This is a genomic window from Sphingopyxis sp. (genome assembly GCF_035250425.1).
Classification (GTDB): domain Bacteria; phylum Pseudomonadota; class Alphaproteobacteria; order Sphingomonadales; family Sphingomonadaceae; genus Sphingopyxis.
Genome location: NZ_DATFFD010000002.1, coordinates 1 through 18,709, shown reverse-complemented (window position 1 = coordinate 18,709; position 18,709 = coordinate 1). Strand labels below are relative to the sequence as shown.

Annotated in this window: 16 protein-coding genes, 1 tRNA gene and 2 pseudogenes; 15 read left to right on the top strand and 4 right to left on the bottom strand. The window is 63.3% G+C overall.

Annotation, left to right across the window (positions count from 1 at the left end):
- Both VJ811_RS00120 and VJ811_RS00115 read right to left on the bottom strand, forming a co-directional pair.
- Positions 1 to 386 (bottom strand): LON peptidase substrate-binding domain-containing protein (locus VJ811_RS00120; protein ID WP_324069994.1); only part of this gene is annotated, 386 nt, incomplete at its 3' end.
- Positions 386 to 1,297: a tetratricopeptide repeat protein gene (locus VJ811_RS00115; RefSeq protein ID WP_324069992.1), complete on the bottom strand. Its 912-nt coding sequence runs from the start codon at positions 1,295 to 1,297 to the stop codon at positions 386 to 388. The genes VJ811_RS00115 and VJ811_RS00120, both read right to left, overlap by 1 nt.
- Positions 1,298 to 1,488: 191 nt before the next feature.
- On the opposite strand from VJ811_RS00115, the gene VJ811_RS00110 reads away from it, so the two are divergent.
- The 9 genes and pseudogenes from VJ811_RS00110 (at position 1,489) to VJ811_RS00070 (ending at position 12,646) form a co-directional block, all read left to right on the top strand.
- Positions 1,489 to 1,563: transfer RNA gene (locus VJ811_RS00110), tRNA-Gly, on the top strand.
- Positions 1,564 to 1,853: 290 nt separating this feature from the next.
- Positions 1,854 to 3,047, top strand: a complete 1,194-nt coding sequence (locus VJ811_RS00105; protein WP_324069990.1) for a DUF932 domain-containing protein — start codon at positions 1,854 to 1,856, stop codon at positions 3,045 to 3,047.
- Positions 3,048 to 3,113: 66 nt separating this feature from the next.
- A pseudogene (locus tag VJ811_RS00100) lies at positions 3,114 to 3,671 on the top strand (ParB/RepB/Spo0J family partition protein); the annotation flags it as partial.
- Between the two features lie 1,367 nt (positions 3,672 to 5,038).
- Positions 5,039 to 5,362 carry a DUF736 domain-containing protein gene (locus tag VJ811_RS00095; RefSeq protein WP_324069988.1) on the top strand — a complete coding sequence of 108 codons (324 nt, stop codon included), beginning with the start codon at positions 5,039 to 5,041 and terminating at the stop codon, positions 5,360 to 5,362.
- Between the two features lie 77 nt (positions 5,363 to 5,439).
- Positions 5,440 to 6,369: a HEPN domain-containing protein gene (locus tag VJ811_RS00090; protein ID WP_324069986.1), complete on the top strand. Its 930-nt coding sequence runs from the start codon at positions 5,440 to 5,442 to the stop codon at positions 6,367 to 6,369.
- Between the two features lie 302 nt (positions 6,370 to 6,671).
- The gene (locus VJ811_RS00085; RefSeq protein WP_324069983.1) at positions 6,672 to 7,928 is read left to right on the top strand and encodes a phosphoribosyltransferase-like protein; all 1,257 of its coding nucleotides are present in this window, start codon (positions 6,672 to 6,674) and stop codon (positions 7,926 to 7,928) included.
- Between the two features lie 227 nt (positions 7,929 to 8,155).
- Positions 8,156 to 9,271, top strand: coding sequence for a reverse transcriptase family protein (locus tag VJ811_RS00080; protein WP_324069981.1), 1,116 nt, complete (start codon positions 8,156 to 8,158; stop codon positions 9,269 to 9,271).
- Between the two features lie 88 nt (positions 9,272 to 9,359).
- Positions 9,360 to 11,129 carry an ATP-dependent nuclease gene (locus tag VJ811_RS00075; RefSeq protein ID WP_324069979.1) on the top strand — a complete coding sequence of 590 codons (1,770 nt, stop codon included), beginning with the start codon at positions 9,360 to 9,362 and terminating at the stop codon, positions 11,127 to 11,129.
- Positions 11,129 to 12,646: an ATP-dependent helicase gene (locus VJ811_RS00070; protein WP_324069978.1), complete on the top strand. Its 1,518-nt coding sequence runs from the start codon at positions 11,129 to 11,131 to the stop codon at positions 12,644 to 12,646. Before VJ811_RS00075 ends, VJ811_RS00070 begins: the two co-directional genes overlap by 1 nt.
- A 397-nt stretch (positions 12,647 to 13,043) precedes the next feature.
- On the opposite strand, the gene VJ811_RS00065 is transcribed toward VJ811_RS00070, so the two are convergent.
- The gene (locus VJ811_RS00065; protein WP_324069976.1) at positions 13,044 to 13,634 is read right to left on the bottom strand and encodes an alpha-ketoglutarate-dependent dioxygenase AlkB; all 591 of its coding nucleotides are present in this window, start codon (positions 13,632 to 13,634) and stop codon (positions 13,044 to 13,046) included.
- Positions 13,631 to 14,143: an SOS response-associated peptidase family protein gene (locus tag VJ811_RS00060; RefSeq protein WP_324069974.1), complete on the bottom strand. Its 513-nt coding sequence runs from the start codon at positions 14,141 to 14,143 to the stop codon at positions 13,631 to 13,633. The genes VJ811_RS00065 and VJ811_RS00060 overlap by 4 nt, the downstream gene beginning before the upstream one ends.
- A 55-nt stretch (positions 14,144 to 14,198) precedes the next feature.
- Here VJ811_RS00060 and VJ811_RS00055 point away from each other — a divergent pair, with 55 nt between their 5' ends.
- The 6 genes and pseudogenes from VJ811_RS00055 to VJ811_RS00030 form a co-directional block, all read left to right on the top strand.
- The gene (locus tag VJ811_RS00055; protein WP_324069972.1) at positions 14,199 to 14,816 is read left to right on the top strand and encodes an SOS response-associated peptidase; all 618 of its coding nucleotides are present in this window, start codon (positions 14,199 to 14,201) and stop codon (positions 14,814 to 14,816) included.
- On the top strand, positions 14,813 to 15,247 hold the full coding sequence (locus VJ811_RS00050) for a DUF1810 domain-containing protein (RefSeq protein WP_324069970.1): 435 nt from the start codon (positions 14,813 to 14,815) through the stop codon (positions 15,245 to 15,247). The genes VJ811_RS00055 and VJ811_RS00050 overlap by 4 nt, the downstream gene beginning before the upstream one ends.
- A gap of 160 nt (positions 15,248 to 15,407) precedes the next feature.
- Entirely contained in the window at positions 15,408 to 16,619 is a 1,212-nt protein-coding gene (locus VJ811_RS00045) for a hypothetical protein (protein ID WP_324069968.1), read from the top strand.
- Between the two features lie 149 nt (positions 16,620 to 16,768).
- Positions 16,769 to 17,266: a hypothetical protein gene (locus VJ811_RS00040; RefSeq protein ID WP_324069966.1), complete on the top strand. Its 498-nt coding sequence runs from the start codon at positions 16,769 to 16,771 to the stop codon at positions 17,264 to 17,266.
- Positions 17,267 to 17,376: 110 nt separating this feature from the next.
- Complete coding sequence (locus VJ811_RS00035) at positions 17,377 to 18,162, top strand: protein ImuA (RefSeq protein ID WP_324069964.1); 786 nt, start codon at positions 17,377 to 17,379, stop codon at positions 18,160 to 18,162.
- Positions 18,071 to 18,709 (top strand): annotated as a pseudogene (locus tag VJ811_RS00030) (DNA polymerase Y family protein); the annotation flags it as partial. The gene VJ811_RS00035 and the pseudogene VJ811_RS00030, both read left to right, overlap by 92 nt.

Sequence of the window (18,709 nt, the reverse complement as noted above, 5' to 3'; positions counted from 1 at the left end):
AGCACCGCCTCGTCCTCGGCTTCGAGTTCGATCTCGGCTTCGACCTGCCGGAACGGCGTCGTGACGTCGAGCTCGCGGCGGACGCGAAAGCGCGCGACGCCTTCGAGGACGAGGTTGAAGCGGCCCTCGTCGAGCGCCTCGACGTCAACGATGCGCCCGACGCAGCCGACGTCATAGAGCGCGGGCGGTTCGCGGTCCTCTTCGCCGGGAAGCTGGCGCGGCTGGATCATCCCGATCTGCCGGTCGCGCGCCAGCACTTCCTGCACCATCGCCGAATAGCGCGGCTCGAAGATGTGCAGCGGCAGATGCAGCCCGGGAAACAGTACCGCGCCGGTGAGCGGAAAGATCGCGATCCGCTGGATAGTCAAGGGCGCGGTTTCGCCCATCAGCCGAACAGGATCAGCGACAGGCGGCGGCGCTGCGCCGCGACCCACGCATCCTCGAGCCCGACGGCTTCGAACAGCGACAGCAATTTGGCGCGCGCGGCGTCTTCGTTCCATCCGCGATCGGCGGCGACGATGTGGAGCAGATTGTCGGCGGCGGCGTCGCGCTGACCCGTACCGATCTGCGCGCTGGCCAGGTCGTAACGCGCCTGGTGGTCACCGGGGTTCGCGGCCACCGCCGCCTCGAAGGCGGCGAGCTCGCCCGCATCGGGGGCATCGGCGGCAAGCGCGAGCGCGCTTTTCGCCTGCGCGATCGCGGAGTCTTCGCCGATGTCGACCGGCACCGCGGTGAGCGCGGCCTGCGCGCCTTCGATGTCGCCCGCGAGCACAAGCGCACGAATCAATCCGCCATGCGCCGCGGCATTGTCGGGTGCCATGTCGAGAATCTGCGCAAAGATGCTGGCGGCGCGGGGGCCGTCGCCTTCGGCCAGAACGCTTTCGCCCATTTCGATCAGCGGCGCGATCTCGACCGCGCGCGCGGTCGCCTCGCTCTCGATCGGGAGCTGCGCAAGCAACTGGTCGAGAATCGCCTTCAGCTGGCTTTCGGTCCGCGCGTTGGTCAGGTTGGCGACCGGCTGGCCCTGAAAGATCGCATAGACGGTCGGGATCGACTGGACCTGGAACTGGCCGGCGATGAAGCGATTCGCGTCGACGTCGACCTTGGCCAGCACGACGCCCTTGTCGGCATAATCGGCGGCGACCTTTTCGAGCACCGGGCCGAGCTGCTTGCACGGCCCGCACCATTCGGCCCAGAAATCGAGGATCACGAGGCTGGTCATCGAGGGTTCGACGACATCGCGGCGGAAGGCTTCGACGGCTTCCTTTTCGGTGGGATTCAGACCGAGCGTGGCCACGCAAACATGCTCCTGTTTTGATTTGCCGTCGCTTCTGCGGCGGCGGGAAGACTCTTTCCCCGCTTATGTGGGATTTGCGGGCGATATGCCAACCCTTCGGAGAAAATGCACAATCAGGGGTTGCCGAGTCAAAAAGCCGGTGCTAATCGCCCGCCTCACCCGCTGGAACCGACCGGTTTCCAGCCGCCAGAGCGGGCGTAGCTCAGGGGTAGAGCACAACCTTGCCAAGGTTGGGGTCGAGGGTTCGAATCCCTTCGCCCGCTCCAGTTTTCCATAGAAAATCAGACACTTAGTGTCGCGCGGCCAGCGCGATTTGTGGTGACACGGGCAATGATCCACCGCCTTGTCCCCACAATGTCTCCAAAAAATATCGCAGATACGGATAGTCGCGGCAGCTTTCGCGTGGCTAGTCTGTCTCGTTCGCGGCATGCGCCGCGCCAGTCCGCGGGCCCGGCGCGCTACGCCCGCTGGCCCATAGAGTGAGAGGGGAACGGGGAAACCCGTGACGGGCAAGGGCTTGGAGAGAGGCTCCGGGCGCTCGTCGCGGAGATTTGCCATGACCCACCCTACCCAAGCGGCGCCCGCCGATCACGCGCCCGGCTACAAGGTCGATATCTCGCGCGGTCAGCGCATTGGCCGGGCTTCTTCCGAATGGTTCTCGCGCCCCGACGACGAGCGCTTTCTGTCGCTGGACGAACTCTATGCCGCCGTGCGTCGCCGGGCCGAAGCGGCATCCACCCGGACGGTCGAGACAAAGGCGATTCGCGTCGTCGCGGCCGCCGACGAGCCCGACCGGCTCAGCCTCCTCCTTCCCGACCGCGAGGCGCCGGTCGCGTCCACCCATTGGTCGTTCGGTCAGCTATGCAGCTTGGTCGGCGCGCCTTCGGGCTACTTGCGCCAGCTTCCCGCGGCGCTTGCCGGCATCAACATGCAGCATGGCCTGCTCGCGCATCGCGGCGAGTTGGTGAAGACGCTCGAGACTAGCGATGGCCGGACCGAGCTACGCGCGGTTACAGGGCCCGACTATGGCCGGATCTGGGACCATGAACTGGTCGCCGCGGTCATGAAGATCGCCGGCAACGGCACGGGCGACACGCGGTGGAAAGTGCCGGGTCTGCTCGACTGGGCGACGATGCGCCACAACCCATTCGTCGAGGTCACGAAGGGTACGACGACGCTCTACGCCAGCGATCGCGATGTCTTCCTGTTTTTAGTCGATGACGCCAACCCGATCGAGGCGGGGCGGTTGCCGAACGGCGATCCCGATCTTTTCTTTCGCGGCTTCTACTGTTGGAACAGCGAAGTGGGATCGAAGACGCTCGGCATGGCGACCTTCTATCTCCGCGCCGTCTGTATGAACCGGAACATCTGGGGCGCCGAGAGCTTTGAGGAAATCAGCATCCGCCACAGCAAGTTCGCGGCCGGTCGCTTCGCGCAGGAAGCCGCCCCTGCGCTGGAACGTTTCGCTGCCTCCTCGGCCGGGTCGTTCGTCAACGGGATCAAGGCGTCGCGTGCCGCGATCGTCGCGCGCACCGACGAGGATCGGCAGAGTTTCCTGCGCAAGCGCGGCTTCTCGAAGGGCGAAAGCGAGCGGATCATCCGGAGCGTGCTGAAGGAGGAAGGGCATCCGCCCGCGTCGATCTTCGATTTCGTGCAGGGGATCACCGCGCTCGCCCGCGAGCGGCCGCACCAGGACGCGCGCCTCGATCTCGAAGCGAAGGGCGCGCGGCTGCTGGCGTCGGTTCACTAGATCGCCCCCGCTCGCACGGTCCGGCGTAGCTCTTTCCCTCAAGAGGGAGAGGGCTGCGCCGGTCCCATGACGGGCCAAGAGCCGGGAGAGAGTCTCGCGGCGGCTCGTCATGGAGAAGCAGTCATGACGAAACATGCAAAAATCTCGCTCAGCGGCGCGAAGGAAATTCCCTTCAATTCGCTCATCCTGAGCCAGGCCAATGTGCGGCGCGTGAAGGCGGGGGTGTCGATCGACAGCCTTGCGGCTGATATCGCGCGGCGCGGCCTGCTCCAGAGCCTCACTGTCCGCGTCGAGCGCGACGGCGAGGGCAATGAGACCGGGCGCTATGAAGTGCCTGCTGGCGGCCGCCGCTTCCGCGCGCTTCAGGAGCTCGTCAAGAAGCGCCGTATGGCGAAGACCGAGCCGGTGCCGTGCATCGTTCGCGAGGATGACGAGGTATCGGCGGAGGAAGATTCGCTTGCCGAGAATATCCATCGCGAGCCGCTGCATCCGCTCGACCAGTTTCGCTCGATGCAGAAGCTCATCGAACAGGGCAGCGACATCGAAACCATCGCCGCGACCTTCATGGTCACGCCGGCCGTGGTAAAGCAGCGCCTAAAGCTCGCCTCGGTCTCGCCGAAGCTGCATGAGATCTATGCCGAAGACGGCATGACGCTCGAGCAGCTGATGGCCTTCTCGGTCGCATCGGATCATGCGCGGCAGGAACAGGTCTGGGAGATGCTGCAGTCGAGCACGACCCAGCAGCCCTGGTTCATCCGCGCGCGGCTGACCGAGGACAAGGTTCGCGCCTCGGACAAGCGCGTTCGCTTCGTCACCCTGGCCGCCTATATCGAGTCCGGCGGTCATGTCCTGCGCGACCTCTTCGAAAGCGACGACGGCGGCTGGCTCGAGGATGTCGCGCTGCTCGACCGGCTCCAGACCGAGAAGCTCGATGCCGCGGTCGCGGCGATCGCGGCCGAGGGCTGGAAGTGGGTCGAGGCCGCAGTCGATTTCCACTACGGCCACACCTACGGCCTGCGCGAAATCGAAGGCGAGGCGCCCGAGACGAAGGCCGAAGATGAAGCGCGCATCGAAGCCCTTCGCGAGGAGGCCGATCGTCTCGAGGACGAATGGTCGGGTCATGACGACATTCCCGACGAAGTCAGCGCCCGGATCGAAGCGATCGACGAGGAAATCGCGCCGCTCGTCTCGAAGCCCCTCATCTACGATCCCGCCGAGATCGCGATCGCGGGGGCGTTCGTCAGCATCGACGTCGACGGCTCGCTCTACGTCGAGCGCGGCTATGTCCGGCCCGAGGACGAGCCCGAAGTGGAGGCGGATGGCGACGAAACCGAAAAGGCGGACGGCGAACAGGCCGAAGTTGGCACCGATGGGACCGAGGAGGCCGGCGACGAAACCGGCGAGCAACAGGGTGCGGAGAATGAAGACGAGGATCCCGACGATCTCGTCCGGCCGCTCCCCGACAAGCTCGTCACCGACCTCACCGGGCACCGGACGCTCGCGCTGCGCGATGCGCTCGCACGCTCGCCCCAAGTCGCCTTCGCCGCGATCCTCCACGCGCTCGTGCTCGAATGCTTCTACAGCTACGCGTCCTCGGCGAGCTGTGTCGGCATTTCGATGCGGGGCCACTCGCTCGTCGGCTATGGCAGCACGCTGAACGACACGGCCTCGGCGCTGGCGATCCGCGAGCGGCACGAAAGCTGGTCGGAGAAGTTGCCCGATGCGACCACCGACCTCTGGGACTGCCTGGCCGCGCTCGACGCCGATGCGCAGGCGGCGCTCTTCGCGCACTGCGTTTCGTTCGGCGTCAATGCTGTGTGGGAGCCGGCGAACCGCTACAATGAAGGCCGGGTATCGGCCCGCGCGGTGGCGAGCCGGATCGACCACTCGCACATCCTCGCGCGCGCTGCGGGCCTGCGCGCACGGGCCTACCGCCATTCACTGGCTGCCGGTGCCCCGGGGATGGCTCCGGGCCTCGGAGGAGCAATATCATGGCCGCAATCGGTCTTGTCAGCGGAACGAACGAGAAGGGCTTTGTCGGCCAGCTCGCAACGATCTCGATCCGCGTCCCCATCGAAATCCGCCCCAATCCGGGCAAGAACGGCGAGATACAGCCCGATTATCGCGTCTGGTCGAACGGTGTCGAATGCGGCGCCGGCTGGCTCCGCCGCAGCGAGGCGTCGGGCAACCTCTATGTCTCGCTGACTCTCGAAGCGCCCGAATTCGGGCCGCGGCGCATCTATGCCAATCTCGGCCGCGCAGCAGGGCAGGACAATCCCGATGTTTACGCCTTGCTCTGGAATCCGGCGGATTGACCACCATCGGCGGCATCTTTGCGGCTGGTTCAATCTCGGCGTGCAAGGGTGCTGCCACCTTGTTAGGGTGAACCGCAATGCGCAGCAGCCTCGATCATCTCCCCCCGCACAAACAGCGCGAGCTCGAACGGATCGTCCAGATCATCTTCGAAGAATTCGAGGATGTCCTGGCACTTGCGACGCAGGACTGGAAGCGCAAGGGCCGCATTTCCAAGATCATTCTCTACGGCAGCTATGCGCGCGGTGGCTGGGTTGACGAGCCACATACCGCCAAGGGCTATCAGTCGGATTATGATCTGCTGATCATCGTCAACGACGATCGGCTGACCGATCGCGTCGATTATTGGGCAAAGCTCGACGACCGGCTGATCCGCGAGCTTTCGGTGACAAAGACCCTGCGCACGCCGGTGAACTTTATCGTTCACAGCAATAGTGAGGTGAATGCCGGCCTGTCGCATGGTCGCTATTTCTTCATGGACGTCGCACGCGACGGAATTGCGATCTATCAGGCGGTAGATGATGAATTGCCCGAGCCGCAACCGAAGTCGCCACATGCGGCGCTCGAGATGGCGAAGGAGTATTTTGAGGAGTGGTTCGAGACCGCCGGTCACTTTAGCGGATCTGCCTCGCACGCGATTTCCCAAGGATGGAACAAGAAAGCAGCCTTCGATTTGCATCAGGCCACCGAACGGCTTTATAATTGCGTACTTCTCGTCTGCACATTCTACTCCCCGCACGTCCATAACCTGATCTTCTTGCGGACGCAGGCGGAGCGCATCGATCGACGGCTCGTCGACGCTTGGCCGCGTGAGATGAAAGCCGATCGGGCGCGATTCGAGAAGCTGAAAGAAGCCTACATCAAGGCGCGCTACTCGAAACATTATCGCATCACCAAGGATGAGCTTTTATGGCTGGGCGCGCGCGTTTCGGCGTTGGCTGCGATCGTCGAGAAGGTTTGCCGGGAGCGCATCGCACATCTCGAAGCCACCGCGAAGGAGGCGGGCTGACCGATTGGCGGCTACACGCCAGATTTCGTCGTTCAATCGGATGCATGTTGACCCGAAAGCCGTCGTTGGTCTTCCTAAGGCATATCCGTGGCCGGTAGCTTGGCAATACTCTGACAATGCCCAGCGATGAGCGCCACACTACGGCGATGATCCGATTGTTCTGGATTGGCGGCGAGCTTTGTTTACGGCAAGGTGGGCATCGAAGCTGGGGCAGAAGACAAGAGCAACAATTAGAGGGGGCGAGGCCGGGTGCTATCGGAGGTTCGTAATCTGCGGCCAATCTCGTTCGAATCGAAGTCGGTATGAGCCTGTCAAATTCCGATTTCGCGCAATCGTGGTTGGACCAATTTTCTGATACCGAGCGCGCTTTGGCCAGTCGACTGGCCGATGCCGTCATGCTGGTCAGTCACGACGCACTCTATCGCGGGTTGCGCGCGCGGCTCGACGACATCATGGCGGGTCGAGAGGAGAAAGACCTTAATCGGCCGATCGCGTTGTTCGCTGAACGCGCGGTCGACACGCGCGACATTGAAGATCCAGATTACGGATTCATTCGGCACGAAGTCCTGCCCTTCTTTCCCGGAACGGAGAACGGACGCGCGACCGGCGAGGGCATGCCGCCGATCGTCGTCGATCCTGAAGATCAGGAAGTTGGTAGCGAAGGCGCCATCGCCAATTTCATCACCGGCTACGAGCGCCTGCATCGGGGACGAGTACTTCCGCATCCTGGCCCCGATTCGCTCCGTGCCGGCCGTGTGAGCCATATCGTCATTGTCTCCGACTTCATCGGTTCAGGTAAACGCATCTGGGAAATGCTCGAGGCGTTTTGGCGGGTCGCGACGATCCGCAGCTGGCACTCTTTTGGACTGGTGCGCTTTGCGGTGGCTGCCTATTCAGGGACTGAAGATGGACTGAAACTTGTGCGCTCGCACTCGTCAGGACCAGACGTCCGTGTCGTTCATGCGTGCCCGACCATTACTGCGACCTTCACCGGCCGAGCGCGCGATGAGGTCGAAGCACTGTGCCGTCGCCATCCGCGCAAACCCCGCTTTCCGTTTGGCTTTGGTTGGTCAGGCGCGCTCATCGCCTTTTCCCACGGCATGCCGAACAACGCCCCGCCGATCTTTCACAGCGATCGCAAGGGCTGGCTGCCGCTGTTTCGCAACCGCAGCGCGCTCGCTGCTGACGCACAATTTCCGTCGGCCAATGCTGATGAGCTGGCCGAGCGCGCGCGTGAGGTGCTGCATATTCGGGCAGCGGAGCGCTTCTTAGCCGATGAAACCAATCGCCGCTGGATCGAGACCATGTTGGTACTTACGGCGTTGCGCGATGGTGCGCGCACCGTTGGTAACGTCTCGGCGCGCACACGCCTGCCAATTGCAGAGGCCGAGGAAATCCTACGCTTCACGCAGATCGCGCACTGGACGAATGATCGCAACGTCCTCACGGTGTTGGGCCGGCGCGAGCTGAGGCGTCTCCAGCTCCGCCGCTCACGCACAGTAGTCCTTCCCACCGACGATCAACCCTATTATTATCCTACCCAGTTGAGGGCCCGGTGAGGGGATTTAGAAATGCGCCGCGCAAGCGGCGACGGGTTCCTTGGGAGCCTGGGGCCAGGGATTTCCCGGGTCCGTATATCGGAGCAGGACCTTCGCGCTGCGCGAGACAGCAAGTCGCGGCTGGCGGGGTCTTGGACGAGACTTGCTGTCCCACCCACCTGAGTGGGTCGAAGTAGATGTCAGCGCCGAGTCCTCAACGCTACGCTTCGGTTGGGCGACGTCAGGGCGTGGATCAGGAGACGCTTGACAATGCGCTGGCGGTACTGGCCCGCGTCCGCGCGACGGACCCGCGAATTACCCCCGTCCTAACCTTGCGCCATTTCTCAGTCTTGACCGAGCTTCCATACCTGTTCCTCCGCCGTAGCGTCGCTCGCCGAGGCCATGCGCGATACCGGCATGTCCTACTGAAAAAGCGCATCCCGGGCCGATCGTCGAAACGGTTGATCTCAATCCCGCCAGTCAGCCTCGCGATCGCACAACGCTGGCTGGTCGATCATGTCTTACGTTTCGTGCCCGTCCACCCGGCGAGCTTTGCCTTTCATCCCGACTCCTCGCCGGTTCAGGCGGCCGAGCAGCACCCAAACACGCAGTGGCTGCTCAAGGTCGATATTGAGGATTTCTTCCATTCGGTAAGCGAAGGCACCGTTTCGGCGATCTTCGCGCAGCTGGGATTTCCCAAGCTGCTGGCGTTCGAATTTGCGCGGCTTTGCACGCTCGCCATCGACCGCGGGCTTGGCAAGAACCCCGCGCCGCATCCGGGACCAATTGCCTTCTACGCGCATAGCACAGAGGGCATGTTGCCGCAGGGCGCGCCATCCAGCCCGATGCTCGCCAATCTCGCCATGGTGCGGACCGATACTACATTGGCGAATTTAGCGTCGGCTAAAGGGTTTCGCTATTCGCGTTATGCCGATGATCTTGCCTTTTCGTCCGATCGCCAGCGGACGCTGACGGAGATGCACGACCTAAAGCGTCAGGTTTGCGATGTGCTCAACCACGCCGGATTCACTCCCAATCACCGCAAAACCGTTATCCGCGGTCCCGGCGCGCGCCGAATTGTCCTCGGTATGCTAGTCGATGGGCCCGCGCCGCGCCTTTCGCAGGCGTTCAAGGACAATATCCGCCTCCACCTCCACTATCTGACATCGCCCAGTTTCGGCCCCGCGAAGCATGCGCTGGCGAGGAAGACCGGAATATCGAGCCTTTACCACCATATCCGCGGCCTAATCGGTTGGGCGCAGCAGGTTGAACCGGATTTTGGGGCACGATCGCTCGCGACGTTTCGTTCGGCAGAATGGCCATTAGTGCAGCCGCGGCGGATCGAGGGGGAGTGGGAAGAATGAACGGCTGGGCATCTCAGTCAAAAGCCTCGACTGTGGAACAGATTTTCTATTGCTGCTGGATCAATCCAGCCGCAAGCCGTAACCTTATATGATGGCAGATGACGCCCCCGCTCCGGTCCAAGACGCCCCATATATTCGTCACTTGTCGATCCTGCGGTTCCGCGGAATCGAGAAGCTGTCATGGTTTCCAGAGAAGGGCATGAACCTGCTCTTGGGGGGTGGTGATGTCGGCAAGAGCACAATCCTCGACGCAATTGCGCTTCTACTAAACCCCACCAACGCTGCGACGCTTACCGACGCCGATTATTGGCAACGATGCCATGAGGAAGGATTTGAAATCGCAGCGACTATGTCGCTGCCGCTCAGCTGTGGGATCGTTGAGCAACGCAAGGCGAACTGGCCTTGGGAATGGAGCAAGGAGGGCGCGAAGCTGCCCGACCCCGAGGCCAATGACGGCCAACCCGTCGATCCGGTGTTCTGCGTGCGCGTGTGTGGGACATCCGATTTCGAAATACAGCACGAAATTTGTCAGCCCGACGAATCCTTCGACCATTTTCCGGTCTCGGTCCGCCGCAATATCGGCGTTGTCCGGCTAAGCGGCGATGATCGCAACGATCGCGACCTTCGCCTTATCCAGGGCTCGGCGCTCGATCGCTTGCTGAGCGATCGAACACTGCGCTCGCGCCTAGCCGACAAGCTCGGCGAAACAGACATTCACGGCGAGCTCAAGGACGGCCCTAAAGCCGCGCTCGCGGAACTCGACGATCGCTTCCACAAGCGCACGCTCCCTGCAAAGCTCAGCCTTGGCTTGGTAGGCGGGCCGGGCTTCTCGCTAAATGCTCTCATCGGGCTCACCGCCGCCAAGAACGAGGCCATGTTACCGCTGTCGAGCTGGGGGGCGGGCACCCGCCGCCTTGCCGCGCTGGAGGTTGCTGCGGCGCATCATGCCGAGCATCCGATCATGGTCGTCGACGAGATCGAACGGGGCTTAGAATCGTATCGCCAGCGGATCCTAATTGAGGAACTAGTAGCCAGCCCATCGCAGGTATTCGTGACGACGCATAGCGCGCCCGCGGTTCACGCTGCGGCCGAGGCTACGCTCTGGTATGTCGATGCCGGTGGCACGGTCGGCAGACTTCCGGCGACGGTCGCCGCACAGCAGAAACGCGATCCGGAAACATTCCTCGCGCGCGTCGCAGTGATCGCCGAAGGTGCGACTGAGGTCGGATTTGTCACGCGGCTGCTCAACCGCTCACTCGGCGACGATATTCGGCGCCACGGCATCTGGGTTAGCGACGGCGGCAGCAATTCGGAGGCTCTGACGGTCTTGAAGGGGCTCGCCAAAAGCGGACTCACCGTCGCGGGGTTCGCTGATAATGAGGGAACGCAGGAGGGCGTTTGGCAGGACACCAAGGCGAAGCTCGGTGATCTGCTCATGCGTTGGGAGCAAGGTTGTCTCGAAACCAACCTAATCCCGCATGTTCAGGACGATCAGCTCGAAGCCTTCATCGCCGAACCCGATGGCGACACTGGTGAGCGCCTGCGGACACTGGCCGATCGCCTTGGGCTCGCCGACAAATCACTGGCCGCGATCGTCGCAGCGAGCGATGATATCCGCCAACTGATGATAGAAGCAGCTTGCGGGCACGGTCCCGCCGACCCTCAAGCACCCGATACGCAGAAGAAGGCCTGGAAGAAGCACGGCCAGCGCTGGTTCAAGAACGTCGCTGGCGGAACCGAGCTTGCGGATAAAATGATCGCCATGGGCCTCTGGCCGCACGTCGCCCCCCAGCTGCTGCCATTCGTCAACGCCGTTCGCGCGAGCGTCGGGCTTGAGGCGGTACAGGCGATCGCCTGATGTCAGACGCGAGCGTCGCCGAAGGGCTGCGGTCGGACGCTCGCCTTGTCGTGGTCGAGGCGCCAGGCGGTTGCGGCAAGACATACCAAGGTGCCAGCTATGCCAGTGATGTCGCGCCTGGGCTTGGCGGCGGCCGGCTGCTGATCCTCACCCATACCAACGCCGCGTGCGACGTCTTCGCGAGCCGAACGCGCGGGCGCAGCCGGCGCGTCGAGATCCGCACGATCGATGGACTGATCGGCGAGATTGCCGCCGCTTATCGCGGGGCGCTGGGGCTGCCCGAAGACGTCGGCGCTTGGGCCCGCCGCGAACCCAGTGGCTATGACCGTCTCGCGCAGAAGGTTGCGCGGTTACTGACTGCAAACCCCTGGATTGGGCGTTGTCTTGCTTGGCGCTATCCGATTGTCATCTGCGACGAGCACCAAGACGCGAGCGCCGACCAGCATGAGATCGTCATGAGCCTCTATCATGCTGGATCGCGTGTGCGTGTATTCGCGGACCCGATGCAGATGATTTTTAACGGCACACAGGCTGAACGGACTGCGGCGGAGCAACGCTGGGTTGAAATGAAAGCTGCGGCTGACCGGTTCGAGGAGCTCGACCAGCCGCATCGCTGGGCCGGTATCCAACCAACCTTAGGGGCGTGGATCATGGAAGCGAGGACCACGCTCCGTGATGGCGGGCAAATCGATCTGACGGCCAATCTCCCTTCCGGTCTCTCGGTCCATATCGCGGAAAATACGTCACCGCAGCGCACTGGGTTTCGCGTTGCAGCCAATGTCAGTCAGCCGATCTATGCGCGGGCTAACGCACAATCCATGCTCGTGCTTACCGGGCAAAATGACCGCGTCACCGCGCTGCGCGGCTTTTTCAACCGCCGCCTGACGGTGTGGGAGGGCCATGTCCGCGAAGCCTTGTCCGACCTTGCTGCGCATTGCACCGCCAGCCAAGGCGATGCTGAAGCGCTTGCGCGCGGTACGCTCACTTTCATGGGTCGTGTTGCAACCGGCTTTTCGCCCACGGCGTTCGGCAACCGTTTTGTCCAAGAAGCACAGCAGGGTTGCGCCAAGACTTGTAACGGCAAGCCGCAGCATCTCCAAGCGATGGCGCGCCATATTGTCGAGACACCCGATCACCGTGGCGTTGCCAAAGCGCTCGATCATTTGCGCGGGCTCATCGCCGGCGAATCGGCATTTGCCGAGGTCCGCGTCCATCACCACCGCGAATTTGCCGAAGCGATCCAGCTCTGCCGTTTTGAGAACGCGGACGACGGCTTTGCTGAGATCGCCCGGCGACGGACACATGCGCGACCGCAAATACCGTCCAAGGCGATCAGCACCATCCATAAAGCAAAGGGTCTCGAATTCGAGAATGTGATGGTGCTGCCGTGCGATGCTGATAATTTCTCGAACACGAAGGCGTCGCGTGACCGACTATATGTGGCGATTAGTCGGGCAACCCGGACGCTGATGCTCGTCGTCTCGAAGGACAAGCCCAGTCCCTTGTTTAAGCTCTAAGTCCGCAGACGACGATGAGGGCGCACTTTCTTTCCGAGGCCGAAATCGCGGCATTGCAACAGATCGATATCAAAGCGCTTGAGCAGCGCGTCTGTGAGTGCTGACGGAAATGCAGCTTTGCCGATTCGAGGGCTACCGGATGGCCATCTTGGAGGCGGCCAGAGAGCGCGGCATTCAATTGGGCGCACTCTGGCCTCGGCAGGCTCGGCCAGGGGTCGCGCTGATGTTGGGCCGCGCGTGCGCACTTGGGCTCGCTATCCTTGCGGGGCAGCGGCTAGGCACTGGCGCGCATCGCACGCCGCCCCGCTGCGGGCTTGCCAAGAGCGCGTCATTCTCTCGCGAGCATTGGTGAACCTTGGCGAGCCGGTTCACAACTTCGGCCAGCAGCGCTTCGTGGCTAGCGCAGGCTGCGAAAAGTCACCGACCAGCGCGGAGCATCCATCGCGGCAATGCTGTGCTCCCAGTCGTTCCGGGCTTCGCCGTTCATATGGTAGATTGATCGTGGTCCAAGTTCGGCGCTAGCGCGCTCGAACTTGTCTCCAGCTCGCCTGCGAAACCGCATCGTCGCCGGCGACCCGAGCGATATGCCGATCACATGCTCGAAGACAGGGCGATCCTTGTGCCAGCCGATACCGGCGCCGACGCCATATTCGATGAGCAATGCCTGCTCTAGTGAACCGGCATCCACGTCGGCGAATGCCCCCGCGCGAGCGCGCAGCGGGTCGAGCCATGGCGGCATCGGATCGCCGGGGGCGAAACGGCCGGTCTGGAAATCATAGGTCCAGCCGAACGAGCGCGTGAGCCTCTTGCCTTCCCATTGCTGGTACTGGAACGGGGTGAGCTGCGCGGCTTCGATGCGGGCAATCAGCTCCGCTTCCTCGATGGGTGTAATCACATCGTCGCGATAGGCGAGGCCGGGCAGCAAGGATGGACCGAAGAGGTCAGCTTGGGGGGCGTGGTGTGCCCCCGCGGCGGCGGCGCGCGTCACAGCGCGAGCGCGGCTTGCGCTCGCAGCGGCTCGACGAACAGCGTGTGGCGCGGCGGCTCCGCGAATAATTCTTCGTTTGGGAGCGTTCCGTCGAGCCAGTGCATCACATTGCGCCGCTCGATGATGACCCCGTGGCGCGACTGATAGGGGATAACGTCGGCGCCGGCCGGGATCGTGAGGATGCGATACGACAGCGGCCAGTCGGCGAGCGGCGGGTCCCAGACTGCGGCGAGATAGAAGAAATTGCCGCTGTCGAGCGTGACCCGGTAGCGATGGTCGCCGGTGCCCATGCGGAATTCCGAAGCGGGGATCAGGCAGCGGCGGTTCGGGACGGCGCGGCCTTCGGCGCGGACTGAGCGATAATTGATGCCGTCCGAGAAACGCGGATCGGAACCCCAGACCGCATTGACCATTTCGACTTCGGTCATATCGTAGGGATTGCGGCGGACAAGCGCCGTCACGCCGCCGCTCGGGGCCTCGGAATCAAAGGGTGCTGGCGTGGCCGTCATGAGCGGAACATAATGGGAACGACAGTGAGTCGCAAGGGCCAGGGGACGACCGCGGATGTGCAATGATTACAGGCTGGAAGTCGATATCGCCTCCATTGCCGAGGATTTCGAGGACCTCAAGATCAGGATCGACATGCCCGAAGGCGCGCCGAACGTGCCGGCCCGCGAGGATGTTCGCATAACCGATATGGCCCCGATCGTCCGCAGCACGGATGGCGGGGGCATGGGCGAACTGGTGAATCGGCGGTGGAGCTGGCCCGGGCCGGGCGGCAAGCCGGTCTATAATTTCCGCTCGGAAGGACGTGACTTTACATCGCACCGCTGCCTTGTCCTGTGCGACGGCTTCTACGAATTCACCGATCCCGCCGACAAGGCGCAGAAGCGCCTCGATAAGTGGCTGTTCACGATGAAGGAGCATCGCTGGTTCTGCATGGCCGGCATCTGGCGCGAGTATGACGGCGGCGAAGCCTTCACCTTGCTCACCATGGATGCCGGTCCCGATGTCGCGCCTTACCATCATCGCCAGATCATCCCGCTTGCGCGCGACCAGTGGGCTGCGTGGCTTGACCCGCGCGTTCCGGCCGGCGATGTCCTCAAATGGCTGCCCGAGGGGAGCCTCGAGCCGACCCAGGTCTTCGGCAAGCCGCCCGCGCAGGGCGCGTTAGCGCTGTGACCGAAGACTATGACCTCGATCGTTTCGTCGACGCACAGGCACAGGCGTGGCCGAGCGCCATCGAGGAGCTTCGCCGCGGCCGGAAGCACTCGCACTGGATGTGGTATATATTTCCCCAGCTCGCGGGGCTTGGGCGGAGTGCGATGTCGGAGCGCTACGCCATCGCAGATGCGGATGAAGCGCGTGCCTATCTCGCTCATCCACTGCTCGGCCTCCGCTATGTCGAATGCGTAGAGGCATTGCAGGATCTGGCCGGCAGCGACCCGGTGGCCATATTCGGCGAGGTCGATGCCATGAAGCTCCGCTCGTCGCTGACCCTGTTCGAAGCGGCCGGTGGCACATCGCTGTTGGCGGCGGCGCTTCATCGCTGGTTCGGCGGGCAACGCGATGAGCGCACAATGAAGCTGCTGGCCGTCCGGGAGTCCGGCTGAACATCGCTCACCAGACCGAGGGGGACGGATGGAGTTTAACAATCGCGAAATTGCGACGCTGGTCTGGAGCGGAATCCTGATCGCGGCGCTATTCTTCAATGCGCCCGTCCGGTCAGCGTTTCGCGCGATGCTGAGGGCGATGGCCCATCGCGCGATATTGATGATCTTCGCGGCGGCTGCGATCTACGTCGCGGCCTGCGTGGCATTCCTTTCCTGGTGGGGCATCTGGACGGCTGACAATCTCAAGTCGACTGTCGCATGGTCGCTGGCGTTCGTTCCCGCGACGCTCTTCAATGTGAACCGTATCGACGAAGACCGGACCTATTTTGGTCGAACGATCAGAAGCACCCTCGATTTGACTGGCTTGCTGGTGTTCATCGGCGGGCTGCAAAGTTTCAGCCTTCCGGTCGAATTGGCGATCGTCCCGGTCGTGACCTTTTTGGCGCTCGTGCACCAGGTCAGCGAGCGCGACGCGGCGCACGCACCGACTGCGCGCTGTCTTGGCACCTTTCTCCTGATCGTTGGTCTCATTGTTCTGGGCTACAGCATTTATGCGACCGTCGCCGAATGGCCGACATTCAACGTGCGGCAAAATGTCAGCGAACTGCTTGTTCCGATCTTGCTGTCGCTTCTCTTTCTTCCCTTCCTCTACGGTGTTTCGGTCCTCGTCGTTTATGATCGGAACTTCACGAACATCTCCTTTGCGCTGCGCGACAAGGGCCTGGCGCGCTTTGCGCGGCAGCGCGCATTTCTTGCCTTTCGCGGCGATCTCGATCTCCTCAAGCGGTGGCGGCATATCATCGTGCATCGCCGGCCGACGGATCGGTTGGGCGTCATTCAGGCAATTGCTCAGGCAAGGCGCGAGCAGGAGCGCGCCGTAAGGCGACCATATGTTGATCCAGCCGATGGTTGGTCGCCCTATGAGGCGATGGAATTTCTGGCGTCCGAAGGCTTCCTTCTTTCTGCCTATCTCTGGTATTTCGACCGGTATCGCGCTAGCGCAGTTTATAAATTTGGCGATGGGCCGCTTGCGAACCACGCGACCTATTATGTCGAGGGCGACGAGGCGCGGGCTACCCTTCTCACGGTCGATCTTTGGATGTGGGGGCCGGAGAATAAGGAAAGCGACGAGCAACGGTTCGCCGAACTCATAGCGCTGCTGATGCACCGCGCCGCCGGGCCTGAGGCCGTTGCGGCCTTTCGCGGGGTGCTCGACGAGAAGGACAATGGTGTCTCGCTCGAATGGAACGGATATATCTTCCGGATCGAGAGCGACGAACCTGGTCCTTCCGGCCAATTCTCCGTGAGCTTTACGATCGCCCATCCGGCAGAGCCGCGACCGTCTTCAGACGCCGAGACTCCACTAGACTAGCAAATGCGCCGGCCCGACAGTCGCCTTCTCCGCCGCTCTCGAATGTTGGGTTGCCGGCGATCGCGACCAGCGGGCTATCGATCTGCTATAGTGATGGGAAATGGCGCGGCACCCGTATGGGCCAGTCGCGCTTGCCGATTGGAGGGATCATGGCGCTGGAACTCGATATCGCATGGATCGGCCTTGGCGGAGTTGTCGTCGGCGGGCTGATTTCGGGACTGACAACTTGGCTCGTACAACTCGGCGAGCGGCGAAAATACAGGCGCGAGCGATCATGGGACCTGCGCCGCGAGGCCTATACCGGAATTATCGGCAGCCTTGACCGAGCGCGCGCGATCTTGGGCTATATCGACAAGGGCTATGACGAGGACCCGCAAGGGTTTGGCGGAAGCGAGCACGAGCAGCGCGCCACCAAGCAAATGGTAGAGCAGATGCAGGCGGCCCGCTTCGCCTATCATGCGCAGCGGCTGATTCTGTCCCAAGCTTTCATTGCGCGGTACGAAACTTATCTCGCTGATATGGACGCTGTGCAGGAAGCGAATCTCGATCCACCCGAAAAAGCGCATCAGGCGGCCACCGCGATTGCCGATGCAGTTCTCGCTCTTGAGACTCTGGCCGCTACCGAGCTGGGTTTCGACTTCGAATAAACCTTCATAATCCGTGGCTTCGACCGCGATTGGCCGAGCATTGTTTCTGCCAACTTGACGATCACGCCGACTCAGTGGAACATAAAGGGAACACTTGAGTCGATATCAGCATGACCGCACCGCCTTTTCCGCAGCCCCGGCCAAGCACCGAAGAGCTTCAGGCGCTTCGCGAGGCTGTGTCGCGCGTCGCGGCGGCGCGTGGTCCGGTGCTACCGTTCGGTGTCGGGCCGCTCGATCATCTACTCGCCGGTGGCGGGCTCGATGGCGCGGGCCTGCACGAGGTCGCGGCGGCCTCGGCAAGCTGGAGCGACGATGCGGCGGCGACATTGTTCGCCGCCGGGATTGCCGCGCGCTTTGCGGCCGCACCAGGTGTCTCGGCGCTCTGGGCACTGACGCGCTTCGACCTCTATGCGCCGGGGCTTGAACAGGCCGGGCTCGGGCCGGATCGCATCCTCTACGCGCAGGGCCATAATGACCGCGAGCTTCTCGCCATGTGTGAGGACGCGCTGCGCGATGGCTCGCTCGCCTGTGTCGTTGCCGAGGTGAAGGCCGCCGACCAGACCGCGACGCGGCGTCTGCAACTCGCCGCGACCGAAGGCAAGACGCCGATGCTGCTCTATCGCCGCTACCGGCGCTATGGCCAATGTCCGCTCACTGATCTTTCGCTCGCCTGCACGCGCTGGCGGGTCGGCAGCATTGCATCGACCCCCTTGTCAATGCCGGGCGTCGGGCGCGCGCGCTGGTCGGTCGAACTTGTCCGGCAGCGCGGCGGGCCGCCCTTTTCCCTCGAACTGGAGGCGTGCGATGACCAGGGTCGCCTCGCTCTTCCTGCCGCAACTCGCCATCGAGCGCTTGCGGCAGGCGGCGCCGATCTCGCGCTCGGGCACGCGGCCTGAACCCGCGCCGCTCGCACCGCGCCTCCCCGAACCCGTCGACGACAATCCCGGCGCCTGCTCGGTGCCGCGCGGCGGCGGCTGGCGACCAGGCGCGCGCTGGGCGCAAGACGCACGCCCTGATCGAACCGCGATCGACGCGTTGCCCGCGCATCAGCGACCGCCAATGCGCGAGCTCGGACGCCGCAGCGAGGCGGCCGCGCCGGTCTTTCGCCTCGCCCGCGTCGATGATGGAAGCCCGGCGTCCGGCGCCGCGCAGCGGGCGCCGGCACGCTGGGGCACACGGCCCACCATCCTGATTGCCCGTACCGGCCAGCGCGATATCGTGACCGCCGCCTGCCCGCTTGCGCTCGATCTCGGCCTCGCGCCCGGCATGGCCGCGGCGCATGCGCGTGCGCTTGTCACCGATCTCGACGTGCTTGAGGCCGAGCCTGACGCTGATCGGGCCTGGCTCGACCGGCTCGCCTTGCATGCCGTGTGCCATTGGACGCCGACCGCCGCTGTGTCGGGGAGCGACGGGCTCTGGCTCGATCTCACTGGCACCACCCAT

Coding starts and splice junctions, on each gene's coding strand:
- VJ811_RS00070 (WP_324069978.1), top strand. CDS start 11,129: ATGTCAGACGCGAGCGTCGCCGAAGGGCTGCGGTCGGACGCTCGCCTT.
- VJ811_RS00045 (WP_324069968.1), top strand. CDS start 15,408: ATGATCTTCGCGGCGGCTGCGATCTACGTCGCGGCCTGCGTGGCATTC.
- VJ811_RS00095 (WP_324069988.1), top strand. CDS start 5,039: ATGGCCGCAATCGGTCTTGTCAGCGGAACGAACGAGAAGGGCTTTGTC.
- VJ811_RS00040 (WP_324069966.1), top strand. CDS start 16,769: ATGGCGCTGGAACTCGATATCGCATGGATCGGCCTTGGCGGAGTTGTC.
- VJ811_RS00035 (WP_324069964.1), top strand. CDS start 17,377: ATGACCGCACCGCCTTTTCCGCAGCCCCGGCCAAGCACCGAAGAGCTT.
- VJ811_RS00060 (WP_324069974.1), bottom strand. CDS start 14,143: ATGACGGCCACGCCAGCACCCTTTGATTCCGAGGCCCCGAGCGGCGGC.
- VJ811_RS00090 (WP_324069986.1), top strand. CDS start 5,440: ATGCGCAGCAGCCTCGATCATCTCCCCCCGCACAAACAGCGCGAGCTC.
- VJ811_RS00075 (WP_324069979.1), top strand. CDS start 9,360: ATGATGGCAGATGACGCCCCCGCTCCGGTCCAAGACGCCCCATATATT.
- VJ811_RS00055 (WP_324069972.1), top strand. CDS start 14,199: ATGTGCAATGATTACAGGCTGGAAGTCGATATCGCCTCCATTGCCGAG.
- VJ811_RS00085 (WP_324069983.1), top strand. CDS start 6,672: ATGAGCCTGTCAAATTCCGATTTCGCGCAATCGTGGTTGGACCAATTT.
- VJ811_RS00105 (WP_324069990.1), top strand. CDS start 1,854: ATGACCCACCCTACCCAAGCGGCGCCCGCCGATCACGCGCCCGGCTAC.